Below are 16,737 nucleotides of genomic sequence, written 5' to 3' on the forward strand. Positions count from 1 at the left end.
GCTTCGGGGCATGGACGACCTCGCCACACGTGATCTGATCCGCTACTCCGGGCACGGCGCCTTCAGCCCCGGGATCATCGAGCGCGCCGAGGGCGCCTCGGTGTTCACCGAGGACGGGCGCGAGCTGCTCGACTTCACCTCCGGGCAGATGAGCGCGATCCTCGGGCACTCCCACCCGGAGATCGTCAGCACCGTCCGGGACCAGGCCGCCAAGCTCGACCACCTCTACAGCGGGATGCTCAGCCGGCCGGTCGTCGACCTGGCCCGGCGCCTCGCCGAGACCCTGCCGGAACCGCTGGACAAGGCCATGTTCCTCACCACCGGAGCGGAGTCCAACGAGGCCGCGCTGCGGATGGCCAAGCTCGTCACCGGCAAGCACGAGATCGTCTCCTTCGCCCGCTCCTGGCACGGCATGACCCTGGCCGCTGCCAACGCCACCTACAGCACCGGGCGGGTCGGCTACGGCCCGGCGGCTCCGGGCAACTTCGCGCTGCCCGTCCCGGACTCCTTCCACCCCGACATCGTCGACGCGGACGGCGAGCTCGACTGGCGGCGCCAGCTGGACCTGGGCTTCGACCTCATCGACGCGCAGTCCGTCGGCAGCCTCGCGGCCTGCATCGTCGAGCCGATCCTGAGCTCCGGCGGCGTCATCGACCTGCCGCCCGGCTACCTGGCCGCGCTGCGGGACAAGTGCCGCGAACGCGGGATGCTCCTGATCCTCGACGAGGCGCAGACCGGCCTGTGCCGCACCGGCACCTGGTACGCCTTCGAGCGCGACGGCGTCGTCCCGGACATACTGACCCTGTCCAAGACCCTCGGTGCGGGGCTGCCGCTGGCCGCGGTGCTCACCAGCGCCGAGATCGAGCAGCAGGCCCACGACCGCGGGTTCCTGTTCTTCACCACCCACGTCAACGACCCGCTCCCGGCTGCCGTCGGCAACACCGTCCTGGACGTGCTGACCCGCGACCGCCTCGACCTGCGGGCCCGCGAGCTGGGGGAGCGGCTGTCCGGGGGCCTCCGCGAGCTGGCCGGGAAGCACCCGGTGATCGGCGACGTCCGGGGCCGGGGGCTGCTCGTCGGCCTGGAGCTGACCGCCGGTGAGGACGGCGGTGACGTCGACAAGCTCGGCGCCGAGGTCACCCGTCGCTGCACCGAGCTCGGACTGCACATGAACATCGTCCAGCTGCCCGGCATGGGCGGCACGTTCCGCATCGCACCACCGCTGACCGCCACCGAGGCCGAGATCGACCGCGGCCTGTCGATCCTCGACGACGCCCTCAACGGAGTGACCCGGGAGCTGTAGCACCGGCGGATCGTCCCGCGAACGCGAAGGGCGGCGGTCGTCGCCCTTCGCGCCGGTGGTTGCGCGAGGCCTGGCCATCCCGGTTGAAGCGGGAAAGGCCCGACCTCAGCGTCGCAGCCGGATGACGTTCCAGGACAGCGGTGGCAGGGTCGCGGTGAGCGCGCCGCCCTCCACCACGGCACCGTCGAGAGTCCGGGGCCGCACCCGGTCGGGTTCGGCGGCGGTGTTGCGGGCGTGGCGGTCGGAATCGGCGAGGACCCGGTGCTCCAGGACCCGCGTGCTGCCCGCCCCGCGGACGTCGGCGACCAGCTCCAGCGGCAGGTCGGTAGCGCGGTTGACCGCGAACACCACGACGGTGTCCTCGTCCTCCTGCACCGCCGTGGCGTGCAGCAGGTCGACCTCGCCGTACTGGGCGGTGTCGTGCCTGGTCGAGCGCGGCTCGACGCGCAGCACGCGGCCACGTCCGTGCCGGGCGGCGTCGGCGAACGGGAAGAACGTCGTCTGCCGCCACGCCGGCCCACCCGGCTCGGTCATGATCGGCGCGATCACGTTGACCAGTTGAGCCAGGCACGCCGCCGTGACCCGGTCGCAGTGCCGCAGCAACGTCACCAGCAGGCTGCCCACCACGACCGCGTCGGTGAGCGTGTAGTTGTCCTCCAGCAGCCGCGGCGCCACCTCCCACTCCGGCTCGGTGGCGGGATCGCGCAGGCCCCGGTACCAGACGTTCCACTCGTCGAAAGAGAGCTCCAGCCGCTTGGTGCTGCGCACTTTGGCACGCACGTGATCGCAGGTGGCCACCACCGAGTCGATGAAGTGCTCCATGTCCTGCGCTGAGGCGAGGAAGCTGTCGACGTCCCCGCCGGACTCCTCGTAGTAGGCGTGGCAGGAGATGTGGTCGACGTGCTCGTAGGTGTGCTCCAGCACGGTGCTCTCCCACGCGGCGAACGTCGGCATGGCCGAGTTCGAGCTGCCGCAGGCCACGAGCTCCACCCCGGGGTCGACCATGCGCATCACCCGTGCCGTCTCGGCGGCGATCCGGCCGTACTCCTCGGCGGTTTTGTGCCCCATCTGCCACGGGCCGTCGAGCTCGTTGCCCAGGCACCAGAAACCGATCCGGTGCGGCTCGTCGTGCCCGTGCGAGCGCCGCAGGTCCGACCACGCGGTGCCGCCCGGGTGGTTGCAGTACTCCAGCAGCTCGCGGGCCTCCTGCGGCCCGCGCGTGCCCAGGTTCAGCGCCATCATCGGTTCCACCCCGGCGACCTCGACGAACCGCATGAACTCGTTGAGCCCGAACTCGTTGGTCTCCACGGAGCACCACGCCGGGTCCAGCCTCCTCGGCCGCTCGCTCAGCGGTCCGACGCCGTCCTCCCACCGGTAGCCGGACACGAAGTTGCCGCCGGGGTAGCGCACCAGTGTCACTCCGAGCTCGCGCACGAGGTCCAGCACGTCCTGCCGCAGCCCGTCCTCTCGTGCCGCCGGATGCCCCGGTTCGTGGACGCCGGTGTAGACGCACCGGCCCAAGTGCTCGACGAACGAGCCGAACAAGCGCGGGTTGACCTCGCCGACCTCGAAGGCCGGGTCGATCGTCAAGCTCGCACGCGCGCTCTCGTCGTGGGTCATGTTCAGGTCCTCTCCCTATCGTCCCGCCAAACCGGTGTGCGCGACGCCGCGCACGATGTGGCGTTGGAACAGCACGAACAGCAGCAACAACGGCAACCCGGCGATGACCACGGTCGCCATCACCTCGGCGTAGCGGACGCCGTAGCTGCCCTGGACCGTCGCCAGCCCGACCGGCAGGGTCATCGAACCCGGGTCGGCGGTGACGATGAACGGCCACAGGAAGTTGTTCCACGTCGTGATGAAGGTGAAGATCGCGACGGCCGCCAGCACCGGTCGGGACAGCGGCATGACGATGCGCCAGTAGATCCGCCAGCGGCTCGCACCGTCGACGATCGCGGCCTCTTCCAGCTCGCGCGGAACGCCGTCGAAGAACACCTTGAGGATGTAGACCATCGCGGGCAGCACCACCTGCGGGAGGATGACACCCCACGGCGTGTCCACCATGCCGAGGAACACCATCTCGTGGAACAGCGGGACGATCAGCACCTCGGTGGGAACCAGCACTCCCGCGACGACGAACCCGAGAAGCGCCCTGCGGCCGCGGAAATCCGTTCGGGAGAACCCGTAGGCGGCCATGCTGGAGAGCAGCACCACCAGCACCGTCACCATGCCGGCGGTGAAAACGCTGTTGAACAGCCAGATCCAGATGTCGTCCGTCGCCAGTACGCTGCGGTAGGCCTCGAGCGTGAACTCACTGGGCAGCCAGCGCAGCGGTACCTCGGTCGTCTCGGACTCCGGCTTCAGCGACGTCAGCAGGGTCCACGCGAACGGCAGCGACCACAGCGCCGCCAGCGCCACCGTCACGACGCTCAGAACGGCCTTGCCCCCACGGAATCGCTCGGTCATGGTCGGTCTCCTCCCGCTCGGCGGCGTTGGATGCTGAAGTGCGCGAGCGTGAGCAGCAGGATCGCCGCGAAGAACACGTAGGACACCGCTGAGGCGTATCCCGTGCGGTAGTTGGTGAACCCGGACTCGTAGACGTATTGCAGGACCGGTCTCGTGCTGTGCTGCGGACCGCCGTTGGTGATCAGGTAGAACTGGTCGAAAACCTTCAGCGAGGCCAGGACCTGCAGCACCGCGATCAGTCCGGTGGTCGGCCGCAGCAGCGGTAGCGTGATGTGCCAGAGCTGGCGCCACCCGCCCGCGCCGTCCAGCGACGACGCCTCGTAGAGGTCGTGCGGAATCGCTTGCAGCGCGGCCAGGTACAGCAGGAAGTTGAAGCCGACGGTCCACCACACCGTCGCCACGACCACGCCGAGCATCGCCGCGACCGGGTGCGAGAGCCACCCCATCGGTCCGATCCCGAGCCAGGACAGCAGCGAGTCGGCCAGCCCGAACTCGGGCTGGTACATCCACACGAAGATGAGCGCGATCGCCGAGGACGGCAGCACGTAGGGCGAGAAGAACGCCAGCCGCCACAACCAGCGCGCCGGGGCGAGGTGATGGGTGAGCAGCGCCATCACCAGCCCGACCAGGATCAGCGGGGGAGTGCTGGCGGCGGTGAAACCGACGGTGACCCCGAAGGACCGCCACATCGCAGGATCGGTGAGCGCCTCGGCGAAGTTCGCCAGCCCCACGAAGTCGGTGCTCGCACCGGTCAACCCGGCGTCGGTGAGGCTCGCGACCAGGCCCATTCCCAGTGGAAGCACCAGGAACAGCAGGTAGGCGGCCAGGAACGGCGTGACGAACGCGAAACCCGAGCCGGCTCTGCGCGTGGACATGCTGCCTCCGATCATGCCGTGGGGTTGGGTGTGGCGAGCAGGTCCTCGATGACGTACCGGATCTGGGCCACCGCCCGGTCGATCCGCAGCCGGCCGTCCATCGCCGGTCCCAGCACGGCGTTGAGCTCCGTCCACAGCCGCGAGCCCGAACCGGCGAACCACACGTCGGGATCGAGCTGGACGTCGTCGATCACCGAGCGGTACTCCGATTGCGGCTGCATCCGTGCATAGGCGTCGCCGTTGGTCACCGGCAGGTACGCCGGGATGTGCCCGCCCTCCGCCCACCTCGTGCTGTCGCGCAGCAGGGTGGCGATGAAGTCGTAGACGAGGAGATGGTCGCGGTCGGTCCGGTCCCGGTGGGGCAGCACGAAGGCGTGCGAATCGGCCTCGGCGAGCGGTGGGCCGAAGATCCCGGGGAAGCGGGTCATGCCGAAGTTCATCTCCGCGGTGAGGAAGGTCTGCACCTCCCACTCGCCGAACCAGAAGAACCCCGCCCTGTTGCTGCTGAACAGCGCGATCGCACCGTCGGCGTCCATCTCACCGGCGGCCAGGCCTTCCTCGTGCAGACCCTGGACGAACCCGAGCACGTCGGCGACCTTGCGCTCGTCCAGCGCCGAGCGGGTGCCGTCCGGGGTGAACAGCTCACCGCCTGCCTGCCGGTAGAGGCTCCAGAACAGCCGCCACGGGCCCACGCCGTCTCCGGTGGTCTCCAACAGCAGCCCGGTGGATCCGGTCACGCCCTTGACCGCGCGAAGCGCTTCCCGGACCTCGTCGTGGCCGGTGAGGGCACGCAGACGGCCGTGCTCGTCGAGAAGCCCGGCCGCCCTGCAGACGTCGGTGTTGTAGTACTGGACGAACGGGTGGGTGTCCAGCGGGATTGCGAAGAGCCTGCCGTTGTGCATCGACCGCCTCCACAGGCCCGGCGGGAAGTGCTCGGGCCCGATACCGGACTGCCGCAGCAGGTCCGGGCGCATCTCGTCGATGAGTCCGCCCGGTGCGAACGCGGGCAGCCGTCCCAAGTGCAGGATGGCGATGTCAGGTGCGCGCTCGGCGGCGCCGGCCATCGCGAGCTTGGTGTAGTAGCGGTCGCCCCACTCCAGCGTCACGTCCTCCAGCGCGACCCCGGGATGCGCGGCGCGGTAGCCGTCGAGCATCGTCTTCATCGTCTCTCCGTCGCCGCCGCTGAAGAGGTTCCAGTACCGCAGCGAGTCACCACCCCGCGCGAAACCGCACCCGCCGGCCAGCCCCGCGCAGCCCAGAGCCGTTGCGCTGAGCAGGGTTCTGCGGCTCACTCCACGTCCGCTCACCGATTCCACCTCCGTGACACCGTTGTCCGGGTTTCCGACGTGCGGGTCCGACCTCGTTCGGAGCCGCTCGACGCGAGATCACGGCGAATCCGCAACGGGGAAGCAGAAATCCGGCGCCCCCTCCGGCGTCCACCCGAAGGCCTTGACCCGGGTGGGCCGATGCGCTGGATGACCGCCGGTGCTTCGTTCACGGCGCAACCCCGTGGTAGCGCCAGTGCCGCTCCGGTGGTCGCCGGAGCGGCGGGCGCGCCACGACGGGAGATCGCAGGACCGCTCATCGTTGTGCTCCTTGTGGGAGTCGTGGCGCCGCGGCGCCGGGCGATCAGGGCTGGGTGGGACGAATCCGCAGGAACGTGACGGAGTTCGGCGGGAACGTGCAGGTGAAGGTGGCGGCGGCGCAGTCGAAGGTCGCCTCGGCAGGCCGGATCGGTTGCGAGTCGGGCGTGTTCACCACCGCCGGATCGCCCTGCGACCTGGTCACCCGCGCGGCCGGGGCCACCTCACGTCCCAGCTCGACGGTGGTCGGGGCCGGCGCGGGCTGGGCGTTGACCACCTTGACGATGAGCTCGCCGGTGGCGTCGTCGACGGTCACGACCTGGCGGAACATCGGCGACTCGGTTGCCGTGCTCGCCAGCACGCGGTCACCGACGTTGTTCATCAACAGCTTCTGGGTTTCGTAACTGGTCGACCCCCATGACCAGTGGTTGGCGAACCCGATCATGTCGAGGTCAGCGGGACGTGGTCGGTGTTGTCGGCCGGGTCGTACTCGAACGCCCGGTTCTGCACCAGTTCGGCGTAGAGCCCGCCGTCGGCGGCGCGGTTGATGTCCTCGTAGAAGATCCCGTACATCGTGTCGTCGACGATGGGTCCGGTGGCGTTGGGGTCAACGGTCAGCGTGTAGACGGAGTCCTGCGCGCTCGCCGCGTTCGGGGCGATCAGCGCGGTCGCGAGCAGGAGGCGTACGGCGGGAACGGCTCTCGGTCGCATTCTCGACCTGCGCGACGGACGGGGGACGTCTCTCGCCATGTTCGCTCCTCGGTTCAGCGTTCGGTTCGTGACACGCACATCTCCGGGATTGAATGTTCGATATTTCGGACAGTGTCCGGGTTGAGTCGCAGAACAAGTTAGAGGCTGGATCGTGATCCGGTCAACATGCGGGTCACACCGCTTCGCCGGACGTGGTGGCGGCGTGCGACGCCCTCACCGTCGTGGCCCGCAAACTCAGGAACCGAACTCCCGCCCGGAGCGGCTCGCCGACCTCCCATCGGCGGGCCCGCTCCTGCGTTCCAGGTCAGGAGCTGTTCTCGCGAAGCCTGGCCGGGCGCGGGAGGGCGACCGGCGCAACGTCGGGTTCGCCCTCACGCGCACGGCGGTGCCGCATCCAGCGCCACCACATCACCGTGAGTGAGGGGATCGCGATCGCCGCGCACACGGGGCACATGCGACCGAGTAGGCCGCACGCGGGGCATCGCGTCAACGCGGCTCTTCGAACGAGTCGCCGGACAACTCCTGGGGGAGGACGACGCGATGGGGCGCGTTTCCGCGGGGACCACTCTGCCTCGGCCACCGGGCCTGCGACACCCGGCGCCGCTTGGTGCGGACCGGTGCGCTCGGCGGTGCGTTCGTGCTGCTGGGGCTGCTGCCGACCCTGCTCGGGGGCCCGGTGTGGTCGCGAGCCGCGGGGCACGTCCCGGGCTTCGGGATCGTCTACGCGACGCCCACGCCGGGCTGGTCCGTCGAGCTCGTGCCGTGGGTGCTGCTGCACCTCGTCGTGCTGCTGGCGGTCGTGGCCGGTCTGCTCACGGGTGTGCAGCGCGTCATGGCCAAGGGCGATCACCTCACCCTCCCGGCGGTGGTCGCCGCCTCGATGCTGCTGGCCGCGGTCCTCGCGGCCGTGCACGACGGGCACGGGCACGCGCCGCAGGAGTGGGTGCCGGTGGCGGAGGTGCTCGCGGTCGTCGGAGTCCCGGCGGCGCTGCTGGTGCGGGAGCGGCGGCGGGAGCGTTCCGCGCGCCGAGTCGGTGATGCCCGCCAGGCCCGCCTGGACGTGGTCGCGCGCGAGGAGTGGCGGCCAGGCCCGGACGAGCGCGCTGATGAGGACGACCGGGCGCGGCTGGCGCGGTGGGCCGAAACCCTGGCGCTGCAACCGGCGCACGAGTGGAACGGCTTCGGCCGGTTCGGCGACGAGTACCTCCTGCCGGCCATGCGCTACCGCGTCTGGGCGGTGTTCCTGATGCTGGCGAGTCTGCGCCACACCCACACGCCGGCGTACTGCGGATATCGCGACGACGCGCTGCGAGCGCTCGTCCTGCGGATGACCGACAAGCCGGTCTGGCGGTACTGGCTGCGGGAGAACCGCTGGGGAATGCTGCGCGACAGCGCCGACCCGATCGGATCACCGGCGAACGTCATGTACTCCGGCTACCTGCTGCTGATGCTCTCGGCGTACCGCCAGGCGACCGGGGACGAGAGCTTCGACCGGCCCGGCGCGCTCCGGTTCCGCTGGGACGACCGGACCGAAACCGCCTACAGCCACACCGATGTCGCCGAGCGGGTCAGCGCCAACTTCCAGCGCTCTCCGCTGGTGCTGTGGCCGTGCGAGCCGGGACTGGTGTTCCCGTTCTGCAACTCAGTGGCCCTGGCGGGCCTGCGGATGTACGACACCTGCGCCGGCACCCGCCACGCCGAGGCGATCGCACCGAGGTTCCTGCACCGGCTGCGCACCGAGTTCACGGCGCCGGACGGCGACATCTGCACGTTGCAGGCCAGCAGGTTCGCATCACGGCCCGTTCCGCTCGGGGCATCACCAACACCGCGCCCATCGCAGCGCTGCTGTCGCCGCTCGACCCGGACTTCGCCTGGCGCACCTGGGAACTGCTCGTCGCCGAAGAGCTCAACTCCGGCCACTACGCGCGAACCGACCGAGCCGGAAGCCCGGCACCGACCGACGCGGACTGGGGCGGGGGCGCGAACCGCGCGAACGCCCTGGGCTGGAGCATGTTCCTCGCCCGCGCTCGCAGCGCGCCCTGGTACCGCAGGCTGCGCGACGCCGCGCGGAACCTGGAGAACCCGCCCGCGGACTTCCGGATGTTCGACGCGTCGGTGCACGCCAACGGGATCCTCGGCCTGGGCGCGGTCACCGACGAACGCACCTGGCGGGACATGCTGCTCACCCCGTCCCGCCACACCGGCCCCCGCCTCACCGAAGCGCCCTGGCCGGACGTCGCGGTCGTCACCGCGACCACCGACGGCCGGTCCCACGACGCGGTCCTCCGCGGCACCGAGGGGGCTCCGCGCCGTCACCGGCTGGGCTTCGACCAGCTGATCCCGCACCGCACCTACACCGTCGACGGCGCCACCACGCGGGTCGTCACCGCGGACGCGACGGGCAGGGCGGTGGTCGAGGTCGACCTCCGGCCCCGCCATCACCTCCGCCTCACGCGCGGCTGACCCGCGGGCGTGTCCGCTCCACGTCCTCCGCGGCCGGGGCGAGAATGGGGTTCCCCGTCTTCAGGAGGTCGCCGTGCCGGAAGGTCGCCCGCCCTACCCGCCGTTCACCCGCGAGACCGCGCTGCAGAAGGTCCAGGCGGCCGAGGACGCCTGGAACACGCGCGATCCGCAGCGCGTGGCGCTGGCCTACACGCCCGATTCGCAGTGGCGGAACCGAGACGTGTTCCTCAGCGGCAGGGAGGAGATCGTCGCCTTCCTGACCCGCAAGTGGGACCGCGAGCTCGACTACGCGCTGCGCAAGAGCCTCTGGAGCTTCGGGGAGAACCGCATCGCGGTCCGCTTCCAGTACGAGTGCCACGACGCCGGCGGTCAGTGGTGGCGAAGCTACGGCAACGAGCTCTGGGAGTTCGACGAGCACGGCCTCATGCGGCGCCGCGAGGCCAGCATCAACGACGTCGCCATCGACGAGGCCGATCGCCGCATCCGCGGTCCCCGCCCGGAGGCGGAACGCGGTCTCGACATCCCGCTCCGCTAGGGCGGGAGTCCCTGGTCAGGGCCTTCGCGGCCGGTGGTCGGTGGCGTGCGAGGATGACCGCCGGTGAGCGAGTGGATGAACGTGGGGGAGCTGTGACGGCGCGGATTCCGGTGGTCGTGCTGGCGGGCTACTTGGGCTCGGGCAAGACGACCCTGCTGAACCACCTGCTGCGCAACGACGACGGACGCCGGATCGGCGTGCTGGTCAACGACTTCGGCAGCATCAACATCGATGCCATGAACGTCGCCGGGCAGGTCGACATCGCGATGTCGATGGAGAACGGCTGCCTGTGCTGCGCGGTCGACGCCGACGGCGTGGACCCGATGCTGGAGCGGCTGGCCTACCCGGGCGCTCCGCTGGACGTCATCGTGATCGAGGCGAGCGGCATCGCCGAACCGCGCCAGCTGGTTCGGATGGTGCTGTCCTCGCAGAACCCGCACATCGAGTTCGGCGGGCTGGTGGAGGTCGTCGACGCCGCCGAGTTCGACGACACGCGGGCCCGGCACCCGGAGCTCGACGATCATGTGCGGCTCGCCGACCTGGTGGTCGTCAACAAGATCGACCGCGCCGGCGAGGCCGACCGGGACCGGGTGATCGCCGCGGTCCGCGAGATCGCCGACGGTGCCGTGCTGCCCGCTGAGCGGGGCCGGATCTCGCCGGGCATCCTCTTCGACGACGTCGAGGAGCGCGACTTCGGGGCGAGGCAGCTGTCCTTCGCCGACCTGGAGGAGCACGATCACGACCACGACCAGCACATGCACGCGGCCTACGAGTCGATGGAGTTCATCTCCGACCGTCCGCTGAACCCCTCGGCGTTCCTGCGGTTCCTCAACGAGCGCAGCCGGGGCGTCTACCGCATCAAGGGTCCCATCGACTTCGGCCCGTCCGGCGAGAACCGCCGCTTCATGCTCCACACCGTCGGCGTCTACGCCGCGTTCGAGAAGACCAGGTGGAAGGGGCCGCGGGAAACCAGCCTCGTCCTCATCGGCACCGACCTCGACACCGAGGACCTCACCCGCCGACTCCAGTCCTGCGTCGACCCGGACCCCGACACCATCGACGAGCTCGGCATCCTCAACCTCACCCGCCACCTGGACGACTGAGCCCAGGCAGTCCGGGCCCGAACCGACCGGGCGAAGCGGACATCGATCACGGCCAGCACGAACCAAACCCACCTGCTGCGAACCACCGGCTCCGGTCGTCGCCGGTCCCGTCGCGGGTGAGGATGGGGACCGCGTCGGTGGTGTCGAGTTCTGCGGCGATCTCCACGTCTTCGAGGTACCCGATGGCGCTGAGCTCCCGGCCCGAGGCGCAGTTCGCCAGGGTCGCCGGGACATCGGTGGTCGCCGCGTAGGCGGCGCGCGCCGCTGCGGCTTCAGGGGAGAGGTGCCCGCAGCCTCGCTCGTGCAGCGCGGCGATGACGGCTCCGGCGCCGAGCAGGTCCTCCAAGGCCGGGCGGAGGCTCCCGTCCGGCCAGCGCTCGCCCGCGGCGATCACGCTCACCGGGCGGTCGACGGTGCCCCACCCGTGCGCCGACAGGACGCAGGCGGTCGCGGTCGCGTTCCGCAGGCATCCGCTGACGACCGGGACGTCGTCGGCGGCCACGACGGCGATGGTCGAACCGTTGGGCGAGGGCAGCACCAACCGGTCGGTGGAAGGCGCGCGGCGCAGCGCTGCGGGCGACAACGACCAGGGCGACTCGGCGCTCACCTCGCTGCGCCCCACCGCCAGCCGCGCGTCGTGGGACGCGGCGAACGCGACCGCCGTGCCGTCCCGCCACCGGTAGGGGAAGACGTGCATCCCGCGCTCGGCGGCAACGGTGACCGACGTCGTGAACGAGCACGTCCACGATCACCCGGCACCCCGAAGCCAGCGCGCTCGCTCCCGAAGGCCCCCACTCGAACCGCACACCGCAGGAGGGTTGTTGGGCCCAGTGCGTCGTTGTCATCCCGGTGAAGCTAGTGCAGTGGCAGGCTCGGGGGATGCTGCGAGAGGAGATGACGTGTACCCGGTGATCGAGCCGTACGACTCTGGGATGTTGGACGTCGGCGACGGGCACCGCGTGCACTGGGAGGTCTGCGGAAACCCGGAGGGCAAGCCTGCGCTGGTGCTGCACGGCGGTCCCGGCTCCGGCTGCACCCCCGGGATGCGCCGGTTCTTCGACCCCTCGGCCTACCGCATCGTGCTGTTCGACCAGCGCATGTCGGGGCGCAGCACACCGCACGCCGCCGAGCCCGGCGCCGACCTGTCGGCGAACACCACCGAGAACCTGATCGCCGATGTGGAACGGCTGCGCGAGCACCTGGGCGTCGACCGCTGGCTCCTGCAGGGCGGGTCGTGGGGGTGCGTGCTGGCGCTGGCGTACGCCCAGCGGCATCCGGACCGGGTGTCGGAGATGGTGCTCTGCGGTCTGGCCACCGGACGGCGCGCCGAAACCGACCTGCTCACGCGCGGACTCGGCGCGATCTTCCCGCAGGCGTGGGAACGCTTCCGCGACGGCGTGCCCGAATCCGACCGCGACGGCGACCTCGCCGACGCCTACCACCGGCTGCTGATGGATCCCGCCCCCGCCGTGCACCGCGCAGCGGCGCGGGACTGGTCGGCTTGGGAGGAGGCGCTGGTCCCGGACTCCGCGCCGAACCCGATGTTCGACGACCCGGGCTTCGCCCTGGGGTTCGCGCGGGTGGTCACCCACTTCTGGCGGCACGGCTCCTGGCTGGCCGACGAGCAGATCCTGAGCGGAACCGGCGCTCTGGCGGGCATTCCGGCGAAGCTCCTCCAAGGCGTGCTGGACCTGGGCAACCTGCTGGGCACCCCGTGGCAGCTCGAAGCCGCCTGGCCGGGAGCCGAACTGGAGCTCGTGGACGCCGGTCACCGCGCCGCAGGCGGTTTGGCCGAGGCCGTCGTGCGTGCCACCGACCACTTCCGCCCCCAGAGGGGCACCCCTGCGAGCGGTGCAGGCGATCTGTAACGTCGCGACTGCCGTCGTTCGAGCGGACCCGCGCCGACGTGCGCACCGGTCGGGCGCGACGCACCAGACGCGACGAACACCGAGAGGGGACCGAGCATGGCCGAGCAGGACCGGGGTCAGGCCTCCGGTGAAGCCGGCGACCCGGGCGGGGAAGAGCACGACGAGAGCTCCGAGGACCAGCAGGAGGCCGAACAGCTCGCTGAACGCGGTGAGCCGGAGTCGGAGACTCCCGACCGACGCCTCGGGCTGGTGGCCGACCCGGACATGCCCGAGCGCGTCACCCGGCGGCTCGCCCGCGACCTGCCCGAACTGCTCAGCGACGAGGAGCTGTCGTGGGCCGTCGAGGTCGACGTCGACCCGGTGACCGCGGGCAGGCACAACACCCGCGACATCCTGGCCTCCACGCGCGAGCGGATGGACCACCACCACTGGGACCTCGCGATCTGCCTGACCGACCTCCCGGTGCGCGCCAACGGCCGCCCGGTGGTGGCAGAAGCCGATCGCGACCGCGACGTGGCCGTGGTGTCGTTGCCCGCGCTGGGCGGCACCCAGGTGTACCGCCGGTCCAAGCAGGTCATGCTGCAGATGGTCGACGAGCTCACCGGCCGCGACGGCGGTGGCGAGAACCGCTACGGCCTGGACAGCAAGTTCGCCCGGATCCTGGCGCCCGTGCAGCGCCAGGAGCACGACGGCGAGCACGAGGCGGACGTCCGCTACACCACGACCCGCAGGCGCGGCCGGTTGCGGCTGCTCAGCGGCATGGTGCGCTCCAACGAGCCCGCGCAGCTGGTCTTCGGGTTGCGCAGCGCGCTGGCCGCCGCGGTGGCCACCAGCGCCTTCGGCCTGTCGTCCAGCACGATCTGGCAGATCGGCGATCAGCTCGGAGCGTTCCGGCAGGTCATCGCCGCGGTGCTGTCGGTGGCGCTGCTGGTCGGCTGGATGATCCTCGCGCACGGTTTGTGGGAGGAGCGGCGCGGCAACAGCGAGAACGACCGCGATCAGGTGCTGCTCTACAACACCTCCACGGTGGCGACGCTGACCATCGGGATCGGCGTGATGTACGTCGGGCTCTTCGTGGTCAACTTGGTGGTGGCGCTGTTCCTGGTGCCACCGAACCTGCTCGCCAGCAGCCTCGGCCACCCCGCCGATTTCACCCGCTACCTGGCGCTGGCCTGGGGATTCACCACCATGGGAGTGGTCGCCGGAGCCCTGGGCTCCAGCCTCGAATCCGACCAGGCGGTGCGCCAGGCCGCCTACGGCTACCGCGAGGAGCAGCGCCGCCGCGAGCAGGAGCGCTAGGCCAGCTCGGCGAGCCGGGCCTGCCGCCAGCGCTCGGTTCCGGCCAGGTCGTTGAAGGTGAACAGGTGGAACCCGCTGATGGCGTTGCCCGGTGAGGTGATCTGGTCGGTGAGGCCGGTGACCAGCTTGTCCGGCCGGTAGCCGCTGGGCAGGAAGAAGCGCCAGAACATCGCCGACTGCTTGGCCAGGAACCGCGCGGACTGGCCGAGGCCGAGACCCGCCGAGACCCGGATCAGCTTCTGCCGGTTCACGCTTCCCGGAATGCCCACCCGGACCGGCGTGGTGATGCCGGAGTCGTGCAGCCGCCCGGCCCAGCCGATGGTGGTCGCGGGGTTGAAGCACAGCTGCGTGACGATCTCGTTGGCGTGAACGGTCTTGCGCCGCAACGCTTCGGAGATCACCGAGTCCGGGATCGTGCCGTGCCCCTCCGGGTATCCGGCGATGCCGATGTGGGAGAAGTCGTGCCCGCCCTCGGCGAGCGCGATCAGCAGGCTCTCGGCGTCGGGGAACTCGCCGGCGGGCTCGGCGGCGTCACCGCCGACGACGAACAGGCGGTCCACCCCCGACTCCAGCAGCCGCGCGGCGATCTCGTCCAGTTCGGCGCGGTCGCGCACCAGCCGTGCGGCCAGGTGCGGGGCGGCGGCGTAGCCGTTCTTGCCGAGCCGGACGGCCAGGTCGACCGTCGGCTCCAGCCCCCGCGCCTCGGTGGTGGTGACGGTCAGCACCACGTCCCGGGGCACGTGGGCGAGGACCTTCTCCTCGGTGCTGGCGAAGGGCAGCACCTCGTAGGAGGCGTTGCGCAGCGCGGAGGCCGGCACCGCGCTCACCGGGACACCCACTCGTCGAACTGCGCCACGACCTCGCCGATCGTGGTGCCCGGGCCGTGCCCGGGACGGACCCTGGTCCGCGCGGGCAGCGGCAGCAGCCGGTTCCGGATCGAGTCGATGATCGCGTCGCGGTCGGAGAACGAGCGCCCGGTCGCGCCCGGCCCACCGGCGAACAGGGTGTCGCCGGTGAACACGGTCGCCAGGTCCGGGCAGTAGAAGCACACCGATCCCGGGGTGTGGCCGGGGGTGTGGACGACCTGCAGGCTCAACCGTCCGATGTGGAACGTCTGGCGGTCCACCAGACACCCGTCCGGTGCCCGGTCCGGGTGGGTCAGCTCCCACACCGGCCGGTCCATCGGGTGCAGGTACAGCGGAGCGCCGACGGCGTCGGCCAGCTGTGGGGCCACCCGCACGTGGTCGTCGTGGGCGTGGGTGGCCAGCACCGCGACCACTTCGCGGCCCGCGACGAGTTCGAGGACGGCGTCGACGTCGTGCGGTGCGTCGATGACGAGGCACTGGTGGTCGTCGCCCACGACCCACAGGTTGTTCTCGACTTCGTGGACCTCGCCGTCGAGGGAGAACTTCCCCTCGACGGTGGCGTGGTCGAGCCGGATGCTCATGGGAACGTCACCACCGAACGCAGCACTTCGCCGCGGCCCATCTTCGCGAAGGCCGCTTCGACATCATCAAGGGAGATCTCCTCGCTGACGAACTTCTCGAGCGGCAGCCGGCCCTGCAGGTGGAGCTCGGTGAGCATCGGGAAGTCCCGTTCGGGGAGGCAGTCACCGTACCAGCTGGACTTCAGCGCCCCGCCGCGGGCGAAGACGTCCAGCAGCGGCAGGTCCAGCCGCATCGAGGGGTCCGGCACGCCGACCAGCACGGCCGTGCCCGCCAGGTCGCGGGCGTAGAACGCCTGCTCGTAGGTCGCGGGCACTCCCACCGCGTCCACGACCACATCCGCTCCGTGACCACCGGTGAGCTCGCGGATCGCCTCCACGGTGTCGGACTCGGAGGCGTTGACGGTGTGCGTGGCACCGAATCCCCGCGCCCACTCCAGCTTCTCGGGGTCCTTGTCGACCGCGATGATCCGCCGCGCACCGGCCATGGCCGCCCCGGCGATGGCTCCGTCTCCGACGCCGCCGCAGCCGATGACGGCCACCGAATCGCCCGGACCGACCTGGCCGGTGTTGACCGCGGCGCCGATCCCGGCCATCACACCGCAGCCCAACAACCCGGCCACCGCCGGGCGCGCCGCCGGGGCCACCTTCGTGCACTGTCCGGAGTGGACGAGCGTGCGCTCGGCGAAACCGCCGATGCCCAACGCCGGCGAGAGCGGTGTGCCGTCGGCCAGCGTCATCGGCTGGGCGGCGTTGTGGGTGGCGAAGCAGTACTGCGGGCGACCGCGCTTGCAGGCGCGGCAGTTCCCGCACACCGCCCGCCAGTTCAGCACGACGAAGTCGCCCGGTTCGACGTTGTGCACCCCGTCCCCGACGGAGTCGACGACCCCGGCCACCTCGTGGCCGAGCAGGAACGGGTAGTCGTCGCTGATGCCGCCCTCGCGGTAGTGCAGGTCGGTGTGGCAGACACCGCACGCCTGCACCCGGATCACCGCTTCGCCCGGGCCCGGGTCGGGCACGTGGATGGTGGTGACCTCGACCGGCTTGCCCTTCCCGGTGGACACGACTGCACGGGCTTCGGTCACGT

General features: G+C 70.8%; 16 protein-coding genes. 6 read left to right on the top strand and 10 right to left on the bottom strand.

What is annotated here, in order from left to right; genetic code table 11:
• Positions 1-10 precede the first annotated feature (10 nt).
• A complete protein-coding gene (locus E1202_RS13605; protein WP_132683413.1) occupies positions 11-1,303 on the top strand; it encodes an aspartate aminotransferase family protein in 1,293 nt (430 codons plus the stop codon).
• 105 nt (positions 1,304-1,408) lie between these two features.
• Here the strand turns inward: E1202_RS13605 and arfA are convergent, their stop codons facing one another.
• The 6 genes from arfA to E1202_RS13635 all read right to left on the bottom strand — a co-directional run bounded on the left by arfA (position 1,409) and on the right by E1202_RS13635 (position 6,977).
• Positions 1,409-2,923 (bottom strand): arabinosylfuranosidase ArfA, encoded by a 1,515-nt coding sequence (arfA, locus tag E1202_RS13610; RefSeq protein WP_132683414.1) that lies wholly within the window; start codon positions 2,921-2,923, stop codon positions 1,409-1,411.
• A 15-nt stretch (positions 2,924-2,938) separates the two neighbouring features.
• Positions 2,939-3,769, bottom strand: coding sequence for a carbohydrate ABC transporter permease (locus E1202_RS13615; RefSeq protein ID WP_132683415.1), 831 nt, complete (start codon positions 3,767-3,769; stop codon positions 2,939-2,941).
• On the bottom strand, positions 3,766-4,644 hold the full coding sequence (locus E1202_RS13620; protein ID WP_235878282.1) for a carbohydrate ABC transporter permease: 879 nt from the start codon (positions 4,642-4,644) through the stop codon (positions 3,766-3,768). Before E1202_RS13620 ends, E1202_RS13615 begins: the two co-directional genes overlap by 4 nt.
• A gap of 11 nt (positions 4,645-4,655) precedes the next feature.
• Entirely contained in the window at positions 4,656-5,951 is a 1,296-nt protein-coding gene (locus E1202_RS13625; protein WP_132683417.1) for an extracellular solute-binding protein, read from the bottom strand.
• Between the two features lie 322 nt (positions 5,952-6,273).
• On the bottom strand, positions 6,274-6,672 hold the full coding sequence (locus tag E1202_RS13630) for an alpha-L-arabinofuranosidase C-terminal domain-containing protein (RefSeq protein ID WP_132683418.1): 399 nt from the start codon (positions 6,670-6,672) through the stop codon (positions 6,274-6,276).
• A complete protein-coding gene (locus E1202_RS13635; protein WP_132683419.1) occupies positions 6,669-6,977 on the bottom strand; it encodes a hypothetical protein in 309 nt (102 codons plus the stop codon). The genes E1202_RS13630 and E1202_RS13635 overlap by 4 nt, the downstream gene beginning before the upstream one ends.
• 568 nt (positions 6,978-7,545) lie before the next feature.
• Here E1202_RS13635 and E1202_RS13640 point away from each other — a divergent pair.
• The 3 genes from E1202_RS13640 to E1202_RS13650 all read left to right on the top strand — a co-directional run bounded on the left by E1202_RS13640 (position 7,546) and on the right by E1202_RS13650 (position 11,039).
• Positions 7,546-9,276, top strand: a complete 1,731-nt coding sequence (locus E1202_RS13640; protein WP_235878291.1) for a linalool dehydratase/isomerase domain-containing protein — start codon at positions 7,546-7,548, stop codon at positions 9,274-9,276.
• A gap of 198 nt (positions 9,277-9,474) precedes the next feature.
• A complete protein-coding gene (locus tag E1202_RS13645; protein WP_132683421.1) occupies positions 9,475-9,936 on the top strand; it encodes a nuclear transport factor 2 family protein in 462 nt (153 codons plus the stop codon).
• 53 nt (positions 9,937-9,989) lie between these two features.
• Positions 9,990-11,039 (top strand): CobW family GTP-binding protein, encoded by a 1,050-nt coding sequence (locus E1202_RS13650; RefSeq protein WP_132683422.1) that lies wholly within the window; start codon positions 9,990-9,992, stop codon positions 11,037-11,039.
• A 46-nt stretch (positions 11,040-11,085) separates the two neighbouring features.
• On the opposite strand, the gene E1202_RS13655 is transcribed toward E1202_RS13650, so the two are convergent.
• Positions 11,086-11,736 carry a 2-phosphosulfolactate phosphatase gene (locus tag E1202_RS13655; RefSeq protein ID WP_235878284.1) on the bottom strand — a complete coding sequence of 217 codons (651 nt, stop codon included), beginning with the start codon at positions 11,734-11,736 and terminating at the stop codon, positions 11,086-11,088.
• Positions 11,737-11,938: 202 nt separating this feature from the next.
• Between E1202_RS13655 and pip the strand changes: the two genes are divergently transcribed.
• The gene (gene pip / locus E1202_RS13660) at positions 11,939-12,907 is read left to right on the top strand and encodes a prolyl aminopeptidase (RefSeq protein ID WP_132683423.1); all 969 of its coding nucleotides are present in this window, start codon (positions 11,939-11,941) and stop codon (positions 12,905-12,907) included.
• 96 nt (positions 12,908-13,003) lie between these two features.
• Complete coding sequence (locus E1202_RS13665) at positions 13,004-14,206, top strand: hypothetical protein (protein WP_235878286.1); 1,203 nt, start codon at positions 13,004-13,006, stop codon at positions 14,204-14,206.
• On the opposite strand, the gene E1202_RS13670 is transcribed toward E1202_RS13665, so the two are convergent.
• Genes E1202_RS13670 through E1202_RS13680 form a run of 3 tightly spaced genes read right to left on the bottom strand, consistent with a single transcriptional unit; the run spans position 14,203 to position 16,735 of the window.
• A complete protein-coding gene (locus E1202_RS13670) occupies positions 14,203-15,033 on the bottom strand; it encodes a methylenetetrahydrofolate reductase (protein ID WP_235878287.1) in 831 nt (276 codons plus the stop codon). The genes E1202_RS13665 and E1202_RS13670 overlap by 4 nt on opposite strands.
• On the bottom strand, positions 15,030-15,653 hold the full coding sequence (locus tag E1202_RS13675) for an MBL fold metallo-hydrolase (RefSeq protein ID WP_132683424.1): 624 nt from the start codon (positions 15,651-15,653) through the stop codon (positions 15,030-15,032). Before E1202_RS13675 ends, E1202_RS13670 begins: the two co-directional genes overlap by 4 nt.
• Positions 15,650-16,735: an S-(hydroxymethyl)mycothiol dehydrogenase gene (locus E1202_RS13680; protein WP_132683425.1), complete on the bottom strand. Its 1,086-nt coding sequence runs from the start codon at positions 16,733-16,735 to the stop codon at positions 15,650-15,652. Before E1202_RS13680 ends, E1202_RS13675 begins: the two co-directional genes overlap by 4 nt.
• Positions 16,736-16,737: the final 2 nt, after the last annotated feature.

Source organism: Saccharopolyspora karakumensis (assembly GCF_004349225.1).
Classification (GTDB): Bacteria; Actinomycetota; Actinomycetes; order Mycobacteriales; family Pseudonocardiaceae; genus Saccharopolyspora; species Saccharopolyspora endophytica.

What these genes read in the sequence shown, in the direction of transcription:
- E1202_RS13615 (WP_132683415.1), bottom strand. Translation starts at nt 3,769, where the DNA reads ATGACCGAGCGATTCCGTGGGGGCAAGGCCGTTCTGAGCGTCGTGACG.
- E1202_RS13675 (WP_132683424.1), bottom strand. Translation starts at nt 15,653, where the DNA reads ATGAGCATCCGGCTCGACCACGCCACCGTCGAGGGGAAGTTCTCCCTC.
- E1202_RS13620 (WP_235878282.1), bottom strand. Translation starts at nt 4,644, where the DNA reads ATGTCCACGCGCAGAGCCGGCTCGGGTTTCGCGTTCGTCACGCCGTTC.
- E1202_RS13630 (WP_132683418.1), bottom strand. Translation starts at nt 6,672, where the DNA reads ATGATCGGGTTCGCCAACCACTGGTCATGGGGGTCGACCAGTTACGAA.
- E1202_RS13635 (WP_132683419.1), bottom strand. Translation starts at nt 6,977, where the DNA reads ATGGCGAGAGACGTCCCCCGTCCGTCGCGCAGGTCGAGAATGCGACCG.
- E1202_RS13655 (WP_235878284.1), bottom strand. Translation starts at nt 11,736, where the DNA reads ATGCACGTCTTCCCCTACCGGTGGCGGGACGGCACGGCGGTCGCGTTC.
- E1202_RS13665 (WP_235878286.1), top strand. Translation starts at nt 13,004, where the DNA reads ATGGCCGAGCAGGACCGGGGTCAGGCCTCCGGTGAAGCCGGCGACCCG.
- E1202_RS13650 (WP_132683422.1), top strand. Translation starts at nt 9,990, where the DNA reads ATGACCGCCGGTGAGCGAGTGGATGAACGTGGGGGAGCTGTGACGGCG.
- arfA (WP_132683414.1), bottom strand. Translation starts at nt 2,923, where the DNA reads ATGACCCACGACGAGAGCGCGCGTGCGAGCTTGACGATCGACCCGGCC.
- E1202_RS13605 (WP_132683413.1), top strand. Translation starts at nt 11, where the DNA reads ATGGACGACCTCGCCACACGTGATCTGATCCGCTACTCCGGGCACGGC.